General features: G+C 35.6%; 21 protein-coding genes. 17 read left to right on the top strand and 4 right to left on the bottom strand.

Annotated features, from left to right (window positions below):
* Window positions 1–41 precede the first annotated feature (41 nt).
* The 6 genes from rplO to ACTIEI_RS14210 all read left to right on the top strand — a co-directional run bounded on the left by rplO (window position 42) and on the right by ACTIEI_RS14210 (window position 7,245).
* Window positions 42–491 (top strand): 50S ribosomal protein L15, encoded by a 450-nt coding sequence (gene rplO, locus ACTIEI_RS14235; protein ID WP_439506961.1) that lies wholly within the window; start codon window positions 42–44, stop codon window positions 489–491.
* 76 nt (window positions 492–567) lie between these two features.
* Window positions 568–1,914 (top strand): preprotein translocase subunit SecY, encoded by a 1,347-nt coding sequence (gene secY / locus ACTIEI_RS14230; RefSeq protein WP_439506960.1) that lies wholly within the window; start codon window positions 568–570, stop codon window positions 1,912–1,914.
* Between the two features lie 69 nt (window positions 1,915–1,983).
* Entirely contained in the window at window positions 1,984–2,811 is an 828-nt protein-coding gene (map, locus tag ACTIEI_RS14225) for a type I methionyl aminopeptidase (protein ID WP_439506959.1), read from the top strand.
* A 3-nt stretch (window positions 2,812–2,814) separates the two neighbouring features.
* The gene (locus ACTIEI_RS14220) at window positions 2,815–4,041 is read left to right on the top strand and encodes an NAD(P)/FAD-dependent oxidoreductase (RefSeq protein ID WP_439506958.1); all 1,227 of its coding nucleotides are present in this window, start codon (window positions 2,815–2,817) and stop codon (window positions 4,039–4,041) included.
* 83 nt (window positions 4,042–4,124) lie between these two features.
* On the top strand, window positions 4,125–4,553 hold the full coding sequence (locus tag ACTIEI_RS14215) for a CBS domain-containing protein (protein ID WP_439506957.1): 429 nt from the start codon (window positions 4,125–4,127) through the stop codon (window positions 4,551–4,553).
* A gap of 121 nt (window positions 4,554–4,674) precedes the next feature.
* Window positions 4,675–7,245, top strand: coding sequence for a zinc-dependent metalloprotease (locus ACTIEI_RS14210; RefSeq protein ID WP_439506956.1), 2,571 nt, complete (start codon window positions 4,675–4,677; stop codon window positions 7,243–7,245).
* Between the two features lie 80 nt (window positions 7,246–7,325).
* On the opposite strand, the gene ACTIEI_RS14205 is transcribed toward ACTIEI_RS14210, so the two are convergent.
* Entirely contained in the window at window positions 7,326–7,640 is a 315-nt protein-coding gene (locus ACTIEI_RS14205) for a hypothetical protein (RefSeq protein ID WP_439506955.1), read from the bottom strand.
* 2 nt (window positions 7,641–7,642) lie between these two features.
* Window positions 7,643–8,065, bottom strand: coding sequence for a hypothetical protein (locus ACTIEI_RS14200; RefSeq protein WP_439506954.1), 423 nt, complete (start codon window positions 8,063–8,065; stop codon window positions 7,643–7,645).
* A gap of 141 nt (window positions 8,066–8,206) precedes the next feature.
* On the opposite strand from ACTIEI_RS14200, the gene rpsA reads away from it, so the two are divergent.
* The 9 genes from rpsA to ACTIEI_RS14155 all read left to right on the top strand — a co-directional run bounded on the left by rpsA (window position 8,207) and on the right by ACTIEI_RS14155 (window position 15,150).
* Entirely contained in the window at window positions 8,207–10,099 is a 1,893-nt protein-coding gene (gene rpsA / locus ACTIEI_RS14195) for a 30S ribosomal protein S1 (protein WP_439506953.1), read from the top strand.
* Window positions 10,100–10,242: 143 nt separating this feature from the next.
* On the top strand, window positions 10,243–11,049 hold the full coding sequence (locus ACTIEI_RS14190; RefSeq protein ID WP_439506952.1) for an outer membrane protein assembly factor BamD: 807 nt from the start codon (window positions 10,243–10,245) through the stop codon (window positions 11,047–11,049).
* Window positions 11,042–11,386 (top strand): DNA-directed RNA polymerase subunit omega, encoded by a 345-nt coding sequence (locus ACTIEI_RS14185; protein WP_438945873.1) that lies wholly within the window; start codon window positions 11,042–11,044, stop codon window positions 11,384–11,386. Before ACTIEI_RS14190 ends, ACTIEI_RS14185 begins: the two co-directional genes overlap by 8 nt.
* A gap of 83 nt (window positions 11,387–11,469) precedes the next feature.
* Entirely contained in the window at window positions 11,470–12,396 is a 927-nt protein-coding gene (locus ACTIEI_RS14180) for a DUF4835 family protein (protein ID WP_439506951.1), read from the top strand.
* Window positions 12,393–12,755, top strand: coding sequence for a DUF4296 domain-containing protein (locus ACTIEI_RS14175; RefSeq protein ID WP_439506950.1), 363 nt, complete (start codon window positions 12,393–12,395; stop codon window positions 12,753–12,755). The genes ACTIEI_RS14180 and ACTIEI_RS14175 overlap by 4 nt, the downstream gene beginning before the upstream one ends.
* Window positions 12,752–13,444: a CoA transferase subunit A gene (locus ACTIEI_RS14170; protein WP_439506949.1), complete on the top strand. Its 693-nt coding sequence runs from the start codon at window positions 12,752–12,754 to the stop codon at window positions 13,442–13,444. The genes ACTIEI_RS14175 and ACTIEI_RS14170 overlap by 4 nt, the downstream gene beginning before the upstream one ends.
* Window positions 13,445–13,475: 31 nt before the next feature.
* A complete protein-coding gene (locus ACTIEI_RS14165; protein WP_439506948.1) occupies window positions 13,476–14,132 on the top strand; it encodes a 3-oxoacid CoA-transferase subunit B in 657 nt (218 codons plus the stop codon).
* A 79-nt stretch (window positions 14,133–14,211) separates the two neighbouring features.
* Entirely contained in the window at window positions 14,212–14,682 is a 471-nt protein-coding gene (locus ACTIEI_RS14160) for a redoxin domain-containing protein (RefSeq protein ID WP_439506947.1), read from the top strand.
* Window positions 14,683–14,790: 108 nt separating this feature from the next.
* Entirely contained in the window at window positions 14,791–15,150 is a 360-nt protein-coding gene (locus ACTIEI_RS14155; protein ID WP_439506946.1) for a T9SS type A sorting domain-containing protein, read from the top strand.
* Here the strand turns inward: ACTIEI_RS14155 and ACTIEI_RS14150 are convergent, their stop codons facing one another.
* Entirely contained in the window at window positions 15,151–16,326 is a 1,176-nt protein-coding gene (locus ACTIEI_RS14150; RefSeq protein WP_439506945.1) for a class I SAM-dependent rRNA methyltransferase, read from the bottom strand.
* Window positions 16,327–16,418: 92 nt separating this feature from the next.
* On the opposite strand from ACTIEI_RS14150, the gene ACTIEI_RS14145 reads away from it, so the two are divergent.
* On the top strand, window positions 16,419–16,988 hold the full coding sequence (locus ACTIEI_RS14145) for a nucleotide exchange factor GrpE (protein ID WP_439506944.1): 570 nt from the start codon (window positions 16,419–16,421) through the stop codon (window positions 16,986–16,988).
* A gap of 15 nt (window positions 16,989–17,003) precedes the next feature.
* On the top strand, window positions 17,004–18,173 hold the full coding sequence (gene dnaJ / locus ACTIEI_RS14140) for a molecular chaperone DnaJ (protein WP_439506943.1): 1,170 nt from the start codon (window positions 17,004–17,006) through the stop codon (window positions 18,171–18,173).
* A gap of 39 nt (window positions 18,174–18,212) precedes the next feature.
* Here the strand turns inward: dnaJ and ACTIEI_RS14135 are convergent, their stop codons facing one another.
* Entirely contained in the window at window positions 18,213–19,964 is a 1,752-nt protein-coding gene (locus ACTIEI_RS14135) for a YfbK domain-containing protein (protein ID WP_439506942.1), read from the bottom strand.
* Window positions 19,965–19,986: the final 22 nt, after the last annotated feature.

The raw sequence follows: 19,986 nt of genomic DNA, 5'->3' as shown, positions 1-19,986 counted from the left end.
CGCGAGGGGTGATACCCCGTAAGTTCAAAATCAACAGTAAAATGAAACTACACAATTTAAAACCTGCAGAAGGTTCAGTAAAAAGAGAGAAAAGATTAGGCCGTGGTGAAGCATCTGGTAAAGGTGGTACATCAACTAAAGGTAACAAGGGAGGTCAAAGCCGTGCTGGTTACAAAAGTAAAATGGCTCATGAAGGCGGTCAGATGCCAATTCAACGTAGAATTCCTAAACGTGGGTTTAAGAATATCAATAGAGTAGAGTACAAAGTATTCAATCTTGGTCAATTAGACCAACTAGTAGAGAAGTATGGTTTTACCGAAATCTCTTTAGAGAATTTATATATTAACGGTTTAATTAGCCGCACAGATAATGTTAAAGTATTGGGTAATGGCGAATTGAAAACAAAACTCAATTTCAAAATTAACGCCATCAGCGAAAAAGCAAAAGCTGCTATTGAAGCTGCAGGCGGAACAGTTGAGATTATCAAATAATTTTAACGTAATTTGCCAGACGCATCCTGTGTGCGTCTTTTTGGTTTTAAGTTATAACGCCATTTAATTTAGTGAAGTGAAAAAATTAGTTCAAACTTTTAGGAATATTTGGACCATTGAAGAGTTGCGAAATAAAATTATCGTAACCCTTGCATTGGTATTAACCTACCGTTTTGGTACGCACATCGTTTTACCAGGAATTGATCCTAATAAAATTGAAGCTGCGGCCAATTCTGCAAAAAGTAATGGCCTACTAGGCATATTTGATATGTTTGCTGGAGGTGCTTTTTCACAGGCTTCTATCCTTGCCTTGGGTATTATGCCATATATCTCAGCTTCTATTTTTATGCAACTGATGACCATTTTAGTACCTCAGTTGCAGAAAGTACAAAAAGAAGGGGAAAGTGGACGTAAAAAAATTAATCAGTGGACTCGCTACCTTACAGTTATTGTTACATTGTTTCAAGCTGGGGCTTATGTAGCTTATTTAAATAGTCCTGGTTATGCAGAAGCAATTTTACCTGCATACAAGCCATTCTTCTGGTTTTCTACTGTTGTTACTTTAACTGCGGGTACTTTATTTGTAATGTGGTTGGGTGAAAGAATCCAAGACAAGGGATTAGGTAACGGAACTTCAATCATCATCATGGTAGGTATTCTGGCTCGTTTACCACAAAGCATTATACAAGAGTTTGGTGCTAAAGGTGTTAGTGGTGGTGGTGGTTTATTGATTTTCTTGATTGAAATAGCAATCTTAGTTTCCATCATTATGGGACTTATAATTTTGGTTCAAGGAGTTAGAAAGATCCCAGTTAATTATGCTAAACAAATAATTGGTAGCAGACAATTTGGTGGTGCGCGTCAATTCTTACCTGTGAAAGTAAATAGTGCAGGGGTTATGCCAATCATTTTTGCGCAAGCCATCATGTTCTTACCAACATTGGTATCATTCACTAATTTAGATTCGGCTTCCGGTATTGTAAAAATCTTCAATGATCACAGCAATGCATGGTATATGTTGATTTACTCTGTGATGGTAATTGGATTTACTTTCCTTTATACAGCGCTTATTTTTAATCCAAAGCAAATTGCTGAAGATTTAAAACGCAATAATGGATTTGTACCTGGTGTAAAACCTGGTCAACCTACTGCAGATTATATTGGTGCGATCATGGATAAGATTACTTTACCTGGTGCTATTTTCTTAGCATTGGTAGGTATCCTACCTGGTTTTGCTCAAAGATTAGGTGTTACACAAGGATTCAGTACATTCTTTGGTGGTACTTCACTATTAATCATGGTTGGAGTAGTACTAGATACCTTGCAACAAATTGAAACTTATTTATTAATGCGTCAATATGATGGATTAATGAATAGTGGAAGAGTGCAAGGAAGACAAGGAGTAACGAGTACTACCATCTAATATCAAATAAAACAACGAACTTTGTAAACCTGTTTGGCCTTGCTAAACAGGTTTACTTTTTTATTACAAATGACTAGAAGGAATAAAGAAATGATTATTTATAAAACGGAATCGGAAATTGCACTAATGAAGGATGCTGCCATGTTAGTGAGTAAAACACTAACAGAGGTTGCTAAAGTACTTAAGCCAGGTATAACAACTTTGCAAATTGATAAACTCTGTTCAGATTTTATTAAACAGCATAATGCTATTTCTTCTTTTTTAAATTACAGAGGTTATCCATTTACCATTTGTGCTTCAGTAAATGATGTAGTAGTGCATGGTTTTCCGAATGATATTCCGCTAAAGAACGGTGATATTGTTTCAATTGATATGGGGGTTATACTTAATGGCTGGCACGGGGATCATGCTTATACATTTATTATGGGTGAAGCCGATCCTGCTGCTATTAATTTGGTTAAAGTAACTAAAGAGTCTTTGTATAAGGGAATTGAAAAGGCCATTGTTAATAATCGAATTGGGGATATTGCTCATGCTATTCAAGAACATACAGAAATAAAAAACGGGTATGGTGTAGTCAGAGAATTAGTAGGGCATGGTCTTGGAAGAAGTTTACATGAAGATCCTCAAATGCCTAATTATGGTAAAAGAGGGACCGGTCCAAAGCTGAAAGAAAATTTAGTATTAGCTATAGAACCTATGATTAATTTAGGTTCTCGAGAAGTCTTTACAGATGAAGATGGGTGGACTGTTAGAACTAGAGATGGTAAGCCATCTGTTCATTTTGAACATGATGTATGTGTAAAGCGTAATAAAGCACTAATACTATCTGATTATAGTATCATTGAGGCTGCTGAAAAAGCTAATCCTAATTTGAATACTAGTTATTATTCATAAGGAATGAAAAAACTTATTGTGATTGGAGGAGGAGCAGCTGGTTTTTTTTGTGCAGTGAATGCTGCACGAAAAAATCCAAACCTTGAAGTAACTATTTTTGAAAAGTCTAATAAGTTACTTTCTAAAGTGAAAATTAGTGGGGGAGGTAGGTGTAATACTACACATGAACTTTTTGAAATTCCATCATTGATTAAAAAATATCCAAGAGGAGAACAGTTTTTAAAAAAAGCTTTTTACCAATTTAATACCTTAGACACCATTGAATGGTTTGCTGAACGAAGTGTTGAATTACATGCTGAAGCTGATGGAAGAATGTTTCCTATCACCAATAATTCTGCCACTATTATTGAATGTTTACTAAAAGAAGCAGATCGGTATAAGGTCAAAATACATTTGCAAACTGAAGTAAAGAAAATTATTAAGAATAATTCTGTGTTTGAAATTCAAACTAATCATTCAGCGCTAATCAAAGCAGATTATATCTGTATTGCCTGTGGTGGATTACCAAAAATGGACATGTTTAATTGGATCAAGCAATTAGGACATGCCATTCAATCTCCAGTTCCCTCTCTTTTTACTTTCAATATGCCCAAGCACCCCATTACAACATTGATGGGTTTGTCCGTTAGCAACGCGGTGATTAAAATAAGTGGAACTAAATTAAAAGAACAAGGTGCTTTATTGATTACACATTGGGGTCTTAGTGGACCTGTTGTGTTGAAGCTATCAGCTTGGGGAGCAAGACAATTGGCTGATAGGGGGTATCAATTTTCCATCCAAGTAAATTGGTTAGGTGAAACTACGGACGCGCTACTAAGAGCGGATTGGTCATTTTACAGAGAGCAATTTTCTGCTAATAAAATGGGTAGTAAATATCCATTTGCATTGCCTTCTAGGTTGTGGCTATTTTTATTGGAAGAAGCAGCTATTTCACCAGATACCAGATGGGGAGAACTGAAAGGAACCAATCAAAACAAATTGATTCAGCTACTCACGAGTCAGGTATTCGAAATCAATGGCAAAACAACATTTAAAGAAGAGTTTGTTACTTGTGGGGGAGTGGAACTTTCGACTATTCATCCTCAAACAATGGAAAGCAAATTGGTTCCAGGCTTGTATTTTGCTGGTGAAGTAATGGATATCGATGGTATTACAGGTGGATTTAATTTTCAACATGCTTGGACCAGCGGTTACAATGCTGCTAAGGCAATAGCTGAATCAGCCCAGTAAGTTTTTCCCAATAAGCCCCTTTTTTTAACCAAGTATTGTATTTTATATTGAAAAGTCTTAACTTATAGCTAGAAAATTACCCTATGAGTAAAGTAAGTAATATCCTAGCTAGAAAAGGCAATGAAGTTGCCAGTGTCCATCCAAATACTTCTGTTATTGATGCTTTGCGGATGATGGCGGAGAAAAATATTGGCTCTGTCGTTGTTGCTGAAAACGATCAGTTCTTAGGCATTCTTACAGAAAGAGATTATTCTCGAAAAGTCATTTTAATGGGAAGGAATTCTACAAAAACACCAGTAAGTGAAATTATGAGTGCCGATTTTCCAGCTGTTACGATGAATGATACAATTGAACATTGTATGCAGCAAATGAGTTCAAGACATATTAGATATTTGCCGGTCATGTTAGACAATAAATTAGTAGGTATTATTAGCATGAATGATGTGGTTACAGAAACCATCTTAAATCAAAAAGAGACCATCACTCAATTAGAGAATTACCTCCAGTCTTAAGCTCCCATTCGTACCTACTAATTCACTTTAGCAAAGCCTTTTTTGCCAATTATCAAACATTCTGTTAATTCATTCTATGGTATCAACAGAATACATATTTTGTATAACCTAAACTAATTATATGAAAAGATATTTTTTGAGTACTGCATTACTCTTGGTAGGCGTTTCAACCATGGTTAATGCGCAACAACCACCAACACCTGCAGCAAAATCTGTTGCGGATACATCCAAACCAGCAGCCCCTAAAAAACCAACTGTTGCAGATAAAACCAAAGGCAATAAAAAAGTGGAGGGCTTATTTACTATTTATCAGGATACGGTAACTGGTAGCTTGCAAATGTATATTCGTAAAGATCAATTAGACAAAGAATTTATTTATCAAAGTTTTTCTATCAGCGGACCTACCACTTTATTTTTAAATCAAAGTATGCATAGAAATACGGCGGTTTATAAAATTAAAAAAGCATTTGATAAGCTGGAGTTTTCTGAAGTAAATACCAACTTCTATTATGATCAAAATAATCCAGTAAGCAAATCAGCTAATGTAGATAAACCAGAAGCTGTTTTCTTTAATGATAAGTTTAGTATTGAAGATGATAACGGATATTTAGTTAGTGTAGATGGACTTTTTCTTAGTGAAAAAATGGATCCAGTTAAACCACAAATGGCTCCTAGCCCAATGGCTATGTTTATGTTTAATTTAGGCGGTCTAAATCCTACTAAATCTAAATATGTAGACATTCGTTCTTATCCGAATAATACAGATATAGTAGTAGACTTGTCTTATGATAATCCTTCAACCATGGCATCTGGAGGTCCAGATGTAGTTGATCCTAGATATGTTCGTGTAAGAATGCAACATAGCTTCTTGGAAATGCCTAAAAATGATTTTAAAGCAAGAAGAGATGATCCAAGGGTGGGATATTTCATGCAACAACGAACTGACATGACTAGTACTGGTGTAACGCCATACAAAGACATGATTAACCGTTGGTTTTTGAAAAAGAAAGATCCATCAGCTGCCTTAAGTGAACCTGTAGAACCCATTGTTTTTTGGGTAGAAAATACCACCCCTTTAGAGTACCGTCAAACAATAGTTGATGCAGGGTTGAAATGGAATGAAGCTTTTGAAAAAGCTGGGTTTAAAAACGCCGTGCAAATGAAAATCATGCCAGATGATGCTAAGTGGGATCCCGCTGATATTCGTTATAATGTAATCAGATGGGTGTCTTCTGCGCAACCTTCTTATGGTGCCATTGGACCAAGTTTTGTGAATCCAAGAACCGGTCAAATATTGGGCTCAGATATCACTGTTGAATGGTACTCTGGTAGTTCAACCCCTATAAGTGATGAATTGTTTAATGGTCCTTCCATACCACAATTGGTATTTCCAGGAATGGAACACCAACATCAGTTTAATTGCAATATTGGATCAGAATTAAAGATGCAATACACTGCAGGTCTTACTACATTAGAAGCTATGGATGCCAGCACTGCTGAAATAAATGAAATGCATCAGCAATTTTTAATTTATCTAATCATGCACGAAATGGGTCATACACTTGGGTTGAATCATAATATGAAGAGTAGTCAAATGTTATCACCTGCAGAAGTTCACAATACCGCTATTACACGTAAGATTGGTTTAATTGGTTCGGTAATGGATTATCCTGCAATCAACGTTTCATTAGATAGATCTAAGCAAGGAGACTACTATACAACGAAAGCTGGTCCTTATGATATTTGGGCTATTGAATTTGGTTATACTCCATTTAATGAATCGGAGGAAGAAGCAATGCTCACCAAAATATTATCTCGCAGTAATGATCCTAAATTGGCATTTGGAAATGATGGAGATGATATGCGTGCTCCTGGAAAAGCAATTGATCCTCGTATCAATGTAAATGATATGAGTAATGATGCAGTTGCATATGCTGAAGAAAGATTTAAGTTGGTGAATAATATCATGGGTAAGTTGATTCAGAAATATACCAAGCCTGGTCAATCTTATGCTGAGCTAAGATCTAGATATGTAATGTTGCAAGGACAAAGAAGCGGTCAAATTAATGCAGTAAGTCGTTATATTGGCGGAGTATATATTGATAGAAGTTTCCCAGAGCAAAATTCAACTAATAAACCTTACACCCCTACACCATTGGCTACTCAGAAAAAAGCAATGGAAGTATTGAATAAATATGTATTTGCACCCAATGCATTTGAAGCAGATACACAAGTATTTCCTTACCTACAAATGCAACGTAGAGGGTTTAATCAACCTGGAAACGGAGAAGATTTTAAAGTGACGAATAATTTCTTAGGATTACAAGTGAATGGTGCATTGGCACATATTTTAAATCCAATCACTTTGCAAAGAATAAATAACACTCGCTTATATGGAAATGAATATGGTGTTGTAGAAGTAATGAATGACTTGGTCAAAGGGATTTTTGATGCGGATATCAATGCCAATGTAAATGTATATCGCCGCTATTTGCAAATCAGTTTTGTAAAAGGTGCTGCTAGTTTATTGAATCCATCCGCCCCATTAGACGATGTTTCCAAATCAGCTGCATTATATACGCTGAAAAAGTTGAGAACAAAATTGGCAGCTGCCGTATCTCCTAATGAAGATACCAAAGCACATAGAACACATTTATTATTCTTGCTTGATAAAGCACTGAAAGCAGATTAGATTAATATGCTTAAACAAAATCCCGTCCAGATTATTCTAGACGGGATTTTTTATGTAAAGTAAAAACAAATAAAGTTGAATTAATTCGTTGGTTTCGCTGAAGTTGTTTTGATTGCTTTTTTATTTTCTTTATAACGCATATCAGGTGTGCCGTCAGATTTTCTTGGACCTGGCGCATTTGCTTTAAACTTTTCCTTATTAGCTTTATAACGCATATCCATTGTTCCATCCGATTTAGTAGGGTGTATGACCGTAGCATTTTTGCCATTAGGTTTGATGCCTTTTTGAATTGCTTGAACTTTTTCTACTTCACTTGGCTGGTATTTTTTTTGCTGTGCTTTTAATTGTATTAATGCGATTAATCCTATGAATAGGAATGTAATATATTTTCTCATTGTTAATATCTTTTAGGATATGTTTGGGCTACTCTTGCCTCTTTTCTAACTAGATTATTAGTTGGACTTTTGTACCCTGGAGTTCCTATTCTTTCTGCAGCACCACCCGGTCCTGCTTTATATTTTGCTTCCGGGTTTGAGTTACTGGCATGATTTTCTAAAAATTGCATTCTTCTTCGAATGCGATCCATATTCTCCTTGTTCTTTGCTGCTTTTTCGGCATCTGTTAAATAAGGGCTTTTTTTCTTTTCTTTTATTCCCATGGACTTTGCTTTGGCTCTTTCCGCTTTGTTGGCCATGATTTGAGCATCCATGGCCTTTTTTTGAGCACGCATGGCTTTTTCTATCCTGGGGTCATAGGATTGTGCAAAGGATGTGGCACCGATTATACATCCTAAAATTAGGGATAACAGGTTTATTTTCATTAGAAAATGGTTATTGGAATACTAAAATAGCGAAAAAATGATATAAATACTGTTTCTATCAAGTATTTTAAGCCTTAAATACTGTTAATTTTCACAAGATTGATTAGCTTTGCACCCCGATTAAAACCATCGGGTTATTGTATGAATTTATTTAACAAACAACTAAACGCAGATGCTCAGGAGAACGTTGCCGCTTCAGAAGAAGCCGTTACTGTTCCTACTGCGACAACAAATGCACCTGAAGTAGTTACCGCTCACGATGATTTTGATTGGAGTATTGACAAAAGAAATGTTAGTCATTATGCAGAATCAGAGCGTGTAAAGTATGACAAAGTGTACGATAACACGTTTATTCAAATTGAAGATGGTGAAATCATCAACGGTAGTGTTGTTGCTTTAACTAAAACTGATGTTGTTGTAAACATTGGATTTAAGAGCGACGGATTGGTTTCTTTGAACGAATTCCGTGATTTGCCAGGATTGGCAGTAGGGGATGAGGTAGAAGTGATGGTGGTAGAAAAAGAAGATCGCTCTGGTAATCTTCATTTAAGCCGCAAGTCTGCTCGTATTTACCGTGCTTGGGAAAGAATTGTGGAAGTGCACAAAACTGGTGAAGTTGTAACAGGTACTGTTACTAGCAAAACCAAAGGTGGATTGATTGTAGATGTGTTTGGTATGGAAACCTTCTTACCAGGTTCTCAAATTGATGTGAAGCCTGTAACTGATTACGATCAGTTTGTTGGTAAAACAATGGAGTTTAAAGTAGTGAAGATTAACGAAACTATTAAGAACGCTGTTGTATCTCATAAAGCCTTAATTGAAAGTGATATTGAAGCACAACGTGCTGAAATCATGAGTAAGCTAGAAAAAGGTCAAGTTTTAGAAGGTATCGTTAAAAACATTACCGACTTTGGTGCATTCATGGACTTAGGTGGTTTAGATGGTTTATTATACATCACTGATATTTCTTGGGGTAGAATTTCTCACCCAAGTGAAGTGGTTAAAATGGATCAGAAACTTCAAGTGGTTGTATTAGACTTTGATGATGATAAGAAACGTATCAGCCTTGGTCTTAAGCAATTGACTCCACACCCATGGGATGTATTACCTGAGGGATTAGCTGAAGGTTCTGTTGTAAAAGGTAAAGTAGTAAATATTGAAGATTATGGTGCATTCTTAGAAATTCAACCAGGTGTTGAAGGATTGGTGCACGTATCTGAAATTACTTGGGCTAACACTCCAATCAATGCAAAAGAATTCTTCAAATTAGGAGATGAGCATGAAGCTAAAGTGGTTACCCTAGATAAAGATGCTCGTAAGATGAGCTTGAGCATTAAGCAAATGACTCAGGATCCTTGGAATACCATCGAGAATAAATTCCCTGAAAATAGTAAGCACAAAGGGTTAGTTAAGAACATTACTCCTTATGGTGTATTTGTTGAGCTTGAGCCAGGAATTGGTGGTATGATCCATATCAGTGACTTAAGCTGGTTGAAGCGTTTTAATCACCCAACTGATTACACTAAAGTTTCTGATCAAATCGACATTATTATATTGAGTATTGATAAAGAAAACCGCAAGCTTCAGTTAGGTCACAAACAACTAGAAGAAGATCCTTGGAATTCTTTAGAAGAAACATTTGCTATTGGATCTATCCATGAAGGTACTGTTACTCGTAAAGATGATAAAGGTGCATTGGTTCAATTACAGTATGGTTTAGAAGGATTTGCTCCTAACCGTCACCTCAACAAAGAAGACGGTTCTCAGGTTAAAGCCGACGAAACTGCTCAATTTGTGGTAATTGAATTTGATCGCAACGAGAAGCGTATTGTTCTAAGCCACGCTCGTATTTGGGAGCAGCATATTGCTGAAGAAAAAGAAGCAGCGAAGAAGGAAGCGAAAGCTGAATCTGACAACACTAAGAAGGCAGTAAAAAATATCCAGGCTAAGGTTGAAAAAGCTACCCTGGGTGATTTAGGAGCCCTTGCTGAAATCAAGGCTAAATTGCAGGAAGGAGAGGGTGATACCAAGTAATATCACCTGAAGTTGTAATAGAAAAGGCTGTCCGGTTGTAAAACGCTGGGCGGCCTTTTTAGCTATTAATTAACGGCATTTAAACTTGATTTGAGAAAAACCCTTCTTAAATTGCTATTTTATACGTAATTTCGCCAACTTCTATGGGTAGAATTATAACTATTTTATTGCTGACCGTTTTTTTGGGTTCTTCTTGTACTACTAAGTTTGCTAAACTTCTTAAGAGCAAAGATTATGAGTATAAGTATAAAATGGCTGAGCAGTTTTATGCTAATAAAAAATACCAGGAAGCTTTAAAGCTCTTTGAAGACATTTTTCCTTATTTGAAAGGTTCTCAACGATATGAGGATTTGTATTATAAATATGCATATTCCTATTATTACATCAAAGATTACCTCAATGCGGAAAATATGTTTAAAAGCTTTGTAGAGAATTTTCCTGCGAGTACTAGAAGCCAAGATTGCGAATACATGCGAGCTTATTGTTTTTTCAAGCAGTCTCCCAAAGTAGAACTTGATCAAACAAATACTACTAAAACCATGGGATTGATGCAGGCTTTTATTAGCACGCATCCAAATTCTCCTAGAGTAAAAGATGCAACCGATATTATTGACCTTTGTAGAGAAAAATTGGAGCGTAAAGAATTTCTAAGTGCTGAGTTGTATTACAATTTGGGCTTTTATAAAGCTGCTGCTATTGCTTTTAGTAATGTTGCAGACAACTTTCCTGATTCGAAAAAATCAGATGAATACAAGGTACTCATGATTAAGTCATACTTCAAGTATGCTGAAATGAGTTACGAAGAGAAACAAAAGGAGCGTTACGAAAAAGTACTTTCTGAATGTAATGAATTTGCTGATCGGTTTACCGATAGTAAATTTTTAGAAGAAGTAAGTAAGTATAAAACACAAACCCTTAACATACTTAAAAAAACGGGAAAAAATGAGTAAATTAAGAAGGCAGATGAGTGCCAACACCGCTAGTGTGGTAGAAACCAAAAGCCTAATCTCTATAAAAGAGAAAACAGGTAATCTGTACGAATCTATTGCTATTATTGCAAGAAGAGCCAATCAGATTAACATTTCTCTGCGCGAAGAATTGCACAATAAGTTAGAAGAGTTTGCCAGCCACACTGATAGCTTAGAAGAAATTCATGAGAATAAAGAACAAATTGAAATTTCCCGTGCATACGAGAAAATGCCTAATCCTGCAATTCTAGCTACTACAGAATTCATGGAAGGTAAAGTGTATCACAGAAGAAATTTAGACACAGATTTATTCCGATAAGCTAAATCTTTCTAAAATGATTTTGAACGACAGTATTTTACTGTCGTTTTTTGTTACTTTAGTTTTTTCTAATCTTTTACATTATGCGTAAGCAATTTTGTTTATTTCTTTTTATATGCTTTGCATTGTTGAGTAAGCAATTGGTTGCACAAGAACTTAAAGCAAAAGTAACTGTAATGGCAGCAAGAGTAGCCACAACAGTGGATAGAAAAATCTTCACCACTTTACAAACGCAGTTGAATAATTTCATGAATAACCGCAAGTGGACAGCGGATGTATTTAGAGATAATGAAAAAATCGAGTGCAGTTTTATCGTTAATATTGAATCTGCTGTAGAGCCAAATGTTTATAAAGCGTCATTAACAGTTCAAGCAGCAAGGCCTGTTTTCAATGCTTCATATCAGGCAGCTTTAGTCAATTTTATTGATCCTGAATTATTGTTTAAATATGTCGAATTTCAACCAATTGAATTTAATGAAAATAGGGTTCAAGGTGTTGATGCAGGGGTAGCAAATTTAACTGCAGTATTGGCTTATTATGCTTACATGATTATTGGTTTAGATTATGATTCGTTTTCTCCTAAAACAGGTGAACCCTACTTTAGGAAAGCGCAGAATATAGTCAATAATGCTCCTGAGGGGCAGCGGATTGCAGGTTGGAGAATGTTTGATGGATTGAGAAACCGCTATTGGTTAAATGAGAATGTAATCAATACAAAATTCAATATCATTCACGATGTAATTTATACTTACTATCGTGCAGGCTTAGATAAATTGTTTGAAAATGAAAGCGAAGCAAGAGGCAATATTTTGCAAGCTTTGATTCAACTGAATGCATTTAATAAAGAGAACCCCAATACAATGATATTGCAGTTTTTTATGCAAGGGAAATCTAATGAATTAATAGGTATTTTTAAGAAGGCTAGCGCTGAAGAGAAGATAAAAGTTGTTGAGATTTTATCTTTGTTAGATATTCCCAATTCTAATAAATATAAAGAGGAGTTAAAGTGAAAAATGTATTATTTCTTTTCTTGATTGTTCTTACTATGGCTTGTGCTGGAGAAACAATACCAAAGCAGGTCATTCCAATTAAAGAAATGACTCCAATCATGTGGGACATAATGAAAATGGATGAGTATTATGTTCGTTTAACTTCAAAAGATTCATTGAATAAGTTAACAAAGGAAAATATCCGATTATATGATCAAGTATTTCGGAGCTATGGGATCAATCGAAAAACTTTTTACGATAGTTATGCCTACTATGAATCTCATCCAGCTCAGTTCAAAGTTTTAGTTGATTCTATTGATGCCTTGTCAAATAGGCAAAGATCATTGCTTTATCAAAAAACTCAACCTATTAAAAAATGAATAAAGTTTATTCAGACGCAATTGAAGCAACGGCAGATATACCCAATGGAGCAACGATCATGTTGGGTGGATTTGGTTTAAATGGAATCCCTGAAAATGCTATTAATGCATTAGTAACGCATAGTGTACAGGGGTTAACTTGTATTTCAAACAATGCGGGAGTTGACGATTTTGGTTTGGGCTTGTTATTACAAACCAGACAAATCAAGAAGATGATTAGTAGCTATGTTGGAGAGAATGCCTTGTTTGAAAAGCAATTATTAAGCGGAGAATTAGAAGTAGACTTGGTACCACAGGGCACCCTTGCAACGGGAATTCAAATGGCTGCTATGGGAATACCAGCTTACTTTACACCAGCAGGTTATGGAACAGAAATTGCGATAGGCAAGGAAGTGAGAGAATTCAATGGTAAAATGTATTTAATGGAAAAAGCCATTTATGCAGATTTTGCAATTGTAAAAGCATGGAAAGGTGACAAAGCTGGTAATTTGGTATTTAGAAAAGCGACTAGAAATTTTTCAACTTCCATGGCAAAAGCGGGGAATATTACCATTGCAGAAGTAGAGCATTTAGTAGAACCTGGTGAAATTGATCCTGATGATGTTGATGTTGCAGGTGTATATGTACACCGAATTTTTCAAGGTAGTAATTATGAAAAAAGAATTGAAAGAAGGACCACTAGAATCTAAATCATTACAAATATTTAGTTAAGTCAATTTTATGGCATTAGATAAATTTGGAATTGCGAAGCGCATAGCAAAAGAATTAAGAGATGGTATGTATGTGAATTTAGGAATTGGTATACCTACATTAGTTGCCAATTATATTCCCAATGATATTATGGTTGTATTTCAGAGCGAGAATGGCATTTTGGGAATGGGGCCTTATCCCGAAGAATCCGCTATTGATGCAGATTTAATTAATGCTGGTAAAGAAACCGTGACCGTGATTCCTGGGGGGGCATTTTTTGATAGTGCTGAAAGCTTTGGGATGATAAGAGCTGGCAAAATAGATTTGACTGTACTTGGAGCAATGGAAGTAAGTGAGCAGGGAGATATTGCCAATTGGAAGATACCGGGTAAAATGGTGAAGGGGATGGGTGGTGCAATGGATTTAGTAGCCAGTGCTAAAAATATTATCGTTGCTATGATGCATACAAACCCAAAAGGGGAAAGCAAACTATTGCCAAAATGTAGTTTACCATTAACCGGGGTTGGTTGTGTTAAAAAAGTAGTTACTGAATTAGCAGTCTTGGAAATTACACCGGAGGGGTTTCAATTATTAGAGCGTGCACCGGGTGTAACAGTAGATGAAATCGTTGCCAAAACAGCTGGTAAACTAATTGTTCCAGACTTTGTTCCTGAAATGGATATTTAATAGCACAATTATTTCCAAACTATTTGTTGAATAAACTGTTTAATATTTACATTATCATAAACCATAAAAATAAATCATAATGAGTATTCAAGTTGGCCAAAAGGCTCCAGCGTTCTCGCTATTTAATACAGAAAAGCAAAAAGTAAGTTTAGAAGAATTGCAAGGAAAGCCTGTTGTGTTATTATTTTTCCCTTTGGCTTTTACCGGTGTCTGTACAGCTGAACTATGTAACGTAAGAGACAATATAGCGTTATACAACAATACCAGTGCACAAGTATTTGGAATTTCAGTTGATTCCCTTTTTACTTTAGATAAATTTAGCAAAGAGCAAAACCTGAATTTTCAGTTATTAAGCGATTTCAATAAGGAAGCAGCAACTGCTTTCGGGGTATTATATGAAACCTTCCCTGCATTCGAAATGATGGGTGTAAGCAAGCGTGCAGCTTTTGTAGTTGATAAGGATGGTGTGGTGCAATATGCAGAAGTATGTCCTACTCCTGGTGATTTACCAGATTTTAATGCTATCCAAGCCACTTTGGCGTCATTATAATTTTAAAATAAGTCTATGGCATTGTTTTTCAATTAGTTGAAATGCAGTGCCATAGGTATTTTTGGAGCTATCCAAAATTGGCTTTAACTTTATAGTACATTTAAATGGATGGCAAATCTTTACAAAATAGGTTTATGGGTTTTGTTTGTTTTTTGTAGCAGTGCTTTTACTGCCACTGGGACCCTTATAGACTATTCTGTAATTACTTCTTCGGACAGCAAGGTTCAACGATTCTATCCCAACCCTGCAACACAGTTCATTCACTTTCAATTTGATCCATCAATTGATAAAACCTATTCATTAGAGATCTTCAATTTTATTGGTAGAAAAATGAATTCACAAAGAATTACAAGTTCTAAAATGACTATTTATTTTGATGACAATTATTTCAGAGGACTGTATATCTTTCAACTAAAAGACCGATCAGGTAGAATTATTGAATCGGGCAAATTTCAAGTTTCCAGATAATTATCTATCAGTTATTTCTACAATTAAGAATTTTAAATAGTTGGTATTTTCCATTCCCCAAATGATTGGATGGTCACTAGCTTGCGCTTGAAAAGTAACCTGCTTAATTCGCTTTCGTGCATCTTTTGCTGCAGCATTGATGGTATGTAAGAATAGCTCTGGATTCACTAAATTAGTGCAGCTAGAAGTAACTAGGAAGCCTCCATTGCGTATCAGCTTCATTCCCCTTAAATTAATTTCTTTATAACCAGTAACTGCTTTTTGAATGTTCTCTCTATTCTTTGTAAATGCGGGAGGATCTAACATCACCACATCATACAATGGGCCATCTTTCCCCCAATCTTTTAAAACATCGAATGCATTCATTGCTTTAAATGCTACTATTTTTTCCAATCCATTTAAGGCCGCATTTTTATTGGCTTGGGCAACTGCTTGTTCTGAAATATCAATTCCTAAAACAGATTTAGCACCATAATGAGCCGCATGAATTTCAAAGGTTCCAGTGTAAGTAAACGCACCCATTACTTCTGCTCCCTTAACTATATGTTGAATAGCTCTTCTATTGTCTTGTTGGTCTAAAAAATAGCCCGTTTTTTGACCATTTTCTATATCTACATAAAACTTCAATCCATTTTCGTTAATAGTGATATTGGTATCAAAAGGAGCCGATAAAAATCCTTTCTGCTGTTCTAACCCTTCTAAGGTTCTAACGGGTACATCATTGCGCTCATAAATACCTTTTGGTTTAAATATAGTTTCAAGCGCTTTAACAATGGCTGGCTTCCATATATCAATTCCTAATGCTAATGTTTGAATGACAAAGTAATCGTTGAATTTATCTATAATTAAAGCGGGTAATTGATCTGCTTCACCAAATACCAATCTACAATTTTCGGTATAGCCCATTTTTTGGCGGTAATGCCATGCTTGAAGTATTCGTTTATAAAAAAAAGCTTCGTTAATTTCTTCTATTTTTCTGCTCAGCAAGCGGACTAAAATTTGTGATTGAGGATTATAGTATCCTACCCCAGCCAGTTTTCCATCGGCAAATCGAACTTCTACCATTTCCCCTGGTTCTGGACTGCCAGCCACTCGGTCTACTTCATTTCCATAAATCCAAGGGTGTCCATTAGCTATTCTTGGTGCAATTTTTTTTCTTAGATATACCTTAATCATTTGGCAAATATAAGTGGCAGGGACTGTCAATTTTTCCCTTTTCTTTGCGTGGCAAAATTATTGCCTATATAGGCTATCTAATAATTTATACTATGGAAGAGCAAGAATTACCGAATAATAGCGAAACAACAGAAAAAAGTGCAGAAATGAATATTAATGCTGACGAAACTGCAGCCGGTACTGCCCATTTAAATGAACCAGTAGCAGAGGAGACAGCTATGGCCAAATTAGAAGAAGAATTGGCAGAGCAAAAGGACAAATATCTCCGTTTGATGGCTGAATTCGACAATTTTAGAAGAAGAACGGCAAAAGAAAGATTGGAATTGATTCAAACTGCGGGTAAAGACGTGATTGTTTCTTTGTTAGATGTATTGGATGATTGTGATAGAGCAGAAAAACAGTTGAATAGCAATGATGATATTGCGGTTCAAAAAGAGGGGATTTTATTGGTATTTAATAAACTTCGTAGCAATTTACAGCAGAAGGGCGTTAAAGTGATGGAAAGTATCCAAACTGACTTTGATGTTGAAAAGCATGAAGCAATTACAGAAATTCCTGCACCTTCTGAAGAGTTAAAAGGTAAAGTAATTGATGAAGTAACCAAGGGTTATTTTTTAAATGATAAACTGATTCGCTTTGCTAAAGTGGTTGTAGGAAAATAATCCAATTTAAAATTTATGGCAAAAAGAGATTTTTACGAAATACTAGGTGTATCAAAATCTGCATCGGCTGATGAAATAAAAAAAGCATACCGCAAAACGGCTATGCAGTTTCATCCTGATAGAAATCCAGGGGATAAAGCAGCTGAAGAAAAATTTAAAGAAGCTGCGGAAGCTTATGAAATATTAAGTGACGCAGATAAGAAAGCCAAGTACGATCGTTATGGTCATGCAGCGTTTGGTCCTGGAACCGGGGGGGGGAATTATGGTGGTGGTGCAGGCATGAATATGGATGATATTTTCAGCCAGTTCGGGGATATTTTTGGAGATGATATGTTTGGGAGTTTCTTTGGAGGAGGAGGAAGACAACGCGGAGGTGGGGGAAGACAACGCGGTTCTAGAGGGTCTAATTTACGTATCAAACTCAAATTGAACTACGAAGAGATTGCGAAGGGGGTTACCAAAAATGTGAAAGTTAAAAAACATGTTGTTTGTACAACTTGCACTGGAAGTGGCGCGAAAGATAAAAATAGTACACAGTCTTGTTCAACTTGTGGAGGTTCTGGTCAGGTAAGAAAAGTTACTAGTACTTTCTTAGGTCAAATGCAAACTGTTTCTACTTGCCCAAGTTGTAATGGGGAAGGGACTACTATTACTGCAAAATGCGGCTCTTGTAAAGGCGAGGGGCGTGTATATGGCGAAGAGACTATTAGTATTGAAATACCAGCTGGTGTTCAAGAAGGTATGCAGTTAAGCATGAGTGGAAAAGGTAATGCGGGCGAACGTGGCGGTGCTCCTGGAGATTTGATTATTCAAATTGAAGAGGAAACTCATGAAGAGTTACATAGAGACGGGTTGAACGTAGCGTATGATTTATATATTTCTTTTCCTGATGCTGTATTTGGTACCCAAGTAGAAGTACCTACAATTGACGGAAGAGCTAAAATAAAGATTCCTGCAGGTACACAAAGTGGAAAAATATTTAGATTAAAAGGAAAGGGATTTCCTGAAGTGCAAGGTTATCATAGAGGGGATCAATTGATTAATGTAAATGTTTGGACTCCTCAACATGTAAGTGCGGAGGAAAAACAAGCATTGGAAAAGTTTGGAAATAGTGGAAATTTTAAGCCCAATCCTGCAAAAGGAGAAAAAAGTTTTTTTGATAGAGTAAAAGAAGCATTTAGTTAACTATACTTTCTTATTGATTTAAGCCTTGTAAATTACCAGCTATTGGTTTTTGCGAGGCTTTTTTTTATTTATTGGATTATATATTTTATTTGCTTTTTGAATAAGTTGTAAAAGTTCAATGTCTAGTTTGTTATTGAGATTACAAGCCGATGCAGCTAGTTCATATACTTGATCATATTGATATCCATTCATATATTCTGATTTTCTTAATGTTCCTGCAAAAGCAGCAACGGCAATCATTTTTCTATATGAAGAATCTAATGAGTGGATTGGAATAAATTCATTACTTAATTTAAAGTGATCCACTTTTTTAGTATTCTCATTCATTGGAAAATACTCAAGTGAAACGGATGCAATAGTGCCTGCACTATTCGTATTTTCTGGGGCAATTTCAAATAATGCTAATGAATGATGTCCACTACCAATTTCGCCTCCATTTAAAATAGCGCTACTATCTGCTATGGCATCTTTTTTATTATCAAATCCCATGAGTCTGTAGGATGATACTACCTCTTTATTAAATTGAACATTTAAAATTGCATCTTTGGCAACTGCAAAAAGAGTTGAAGTGAATTCTTTTACTAATACTTTCTCTGCCTCAGCAACCTGATCTAAATATGCAAAATTTCCATTTCCTTTTTTAGATAAAATTTCTAATTTGCTGTCTTTATAATTACCCATTCCTACTCCTAAACAAGTTAAAAAAATCCCTGATTCTCTGTAATTAGTAATCATATCTTCTAACTCTTTTTCTGTCCTTTGCCCCACATTAAAATCACCATCTGTAGCTAAAATGATTCTATTGTTTCCCCCTTTAATAAAACTTCCTTTTGCTAATTGATAAGCGACTTTAATTGCATTTTCACCTGGAGTATCTCCATTTGCGCTAAGCGAATCGATTACTTCATTGATGGTCTTTTTTTCTGCACCACTGGTTGGGTATAATGCAATTGCTACATTGCCTCCATAAGTAACTATACTTACTGTATCTATACTTCTCAAATTTGAGGTTAATAATTTAAAAGCAGATTGCAATAGAGGTAACCGGTTGGGGTGATCCATAGACCCAGAAACATCAATTAGAAATACCAAGTTACTAGGAGGAATTTGATCTAAATTAATCTTTGGCGCAGCTAGGTTTACTAATAATAATTGATTTTGTATGTTCCATGGACAATTCGTTACAATAGAAGTAAGATTGAATTGACTAGTATGGGCATTGTTATTTGATAAAAATGAAAAATAGTTTAGCATTTCTTCTGCTCTAACTGCATCTGCAGGCACTCTCATTTCATTCTTTAGAAAGCGTCTAATATTGCTATAGGCGGCTTTATCTATATTCAGTGAAAATCCTGTTTCAGGATACATGGCTGCTTTTATGAATCCATTTTCAACTATTCCACTATAACTTTCTCCCATCCCATTAACATGGCTTGTTTCTGTAGGCTTTAAATTAGTAATAACTGAAGACAAATTTTTTTGATAAAGTCTTGCAGTATTGGGCAACATTGTTAAAGTTATCCGTTGAAAAACAGCAGCATTAACAGCTATTTTTTTCATTTCATAGCCTGGGAACGATAGTGAAATACTATCTGATAATTTGCTTAACGGGATGCCAAAGTCTCCATCTTTACCGCTTAAAAATGGGATACTGCCCCTTGATTGTAAAAGGATGGTTACGCCTTCTAATTTTTTACCTCTATTGTCATTTATTTCCCCTCTTAAATAGTACTGAGCACTAATTGGAGAGAAATAAACAAAAAATAGTACTATTAAAAGCAAGCGATTCATTCCCAACAATTTAAGCAATCCT

It is taken from the genome of Sediminibacterium sp., from assembly GCF_051860225.1.
Taxonomy (GTDB): Bacteria; Bacteroidota; Bacteroidia; order Chitinophagales; family Chitinophagaceae; genus Sediminibacterium.
This window is presented reverse-complemented; position numbering and strand designations above follow the sequence as displayed.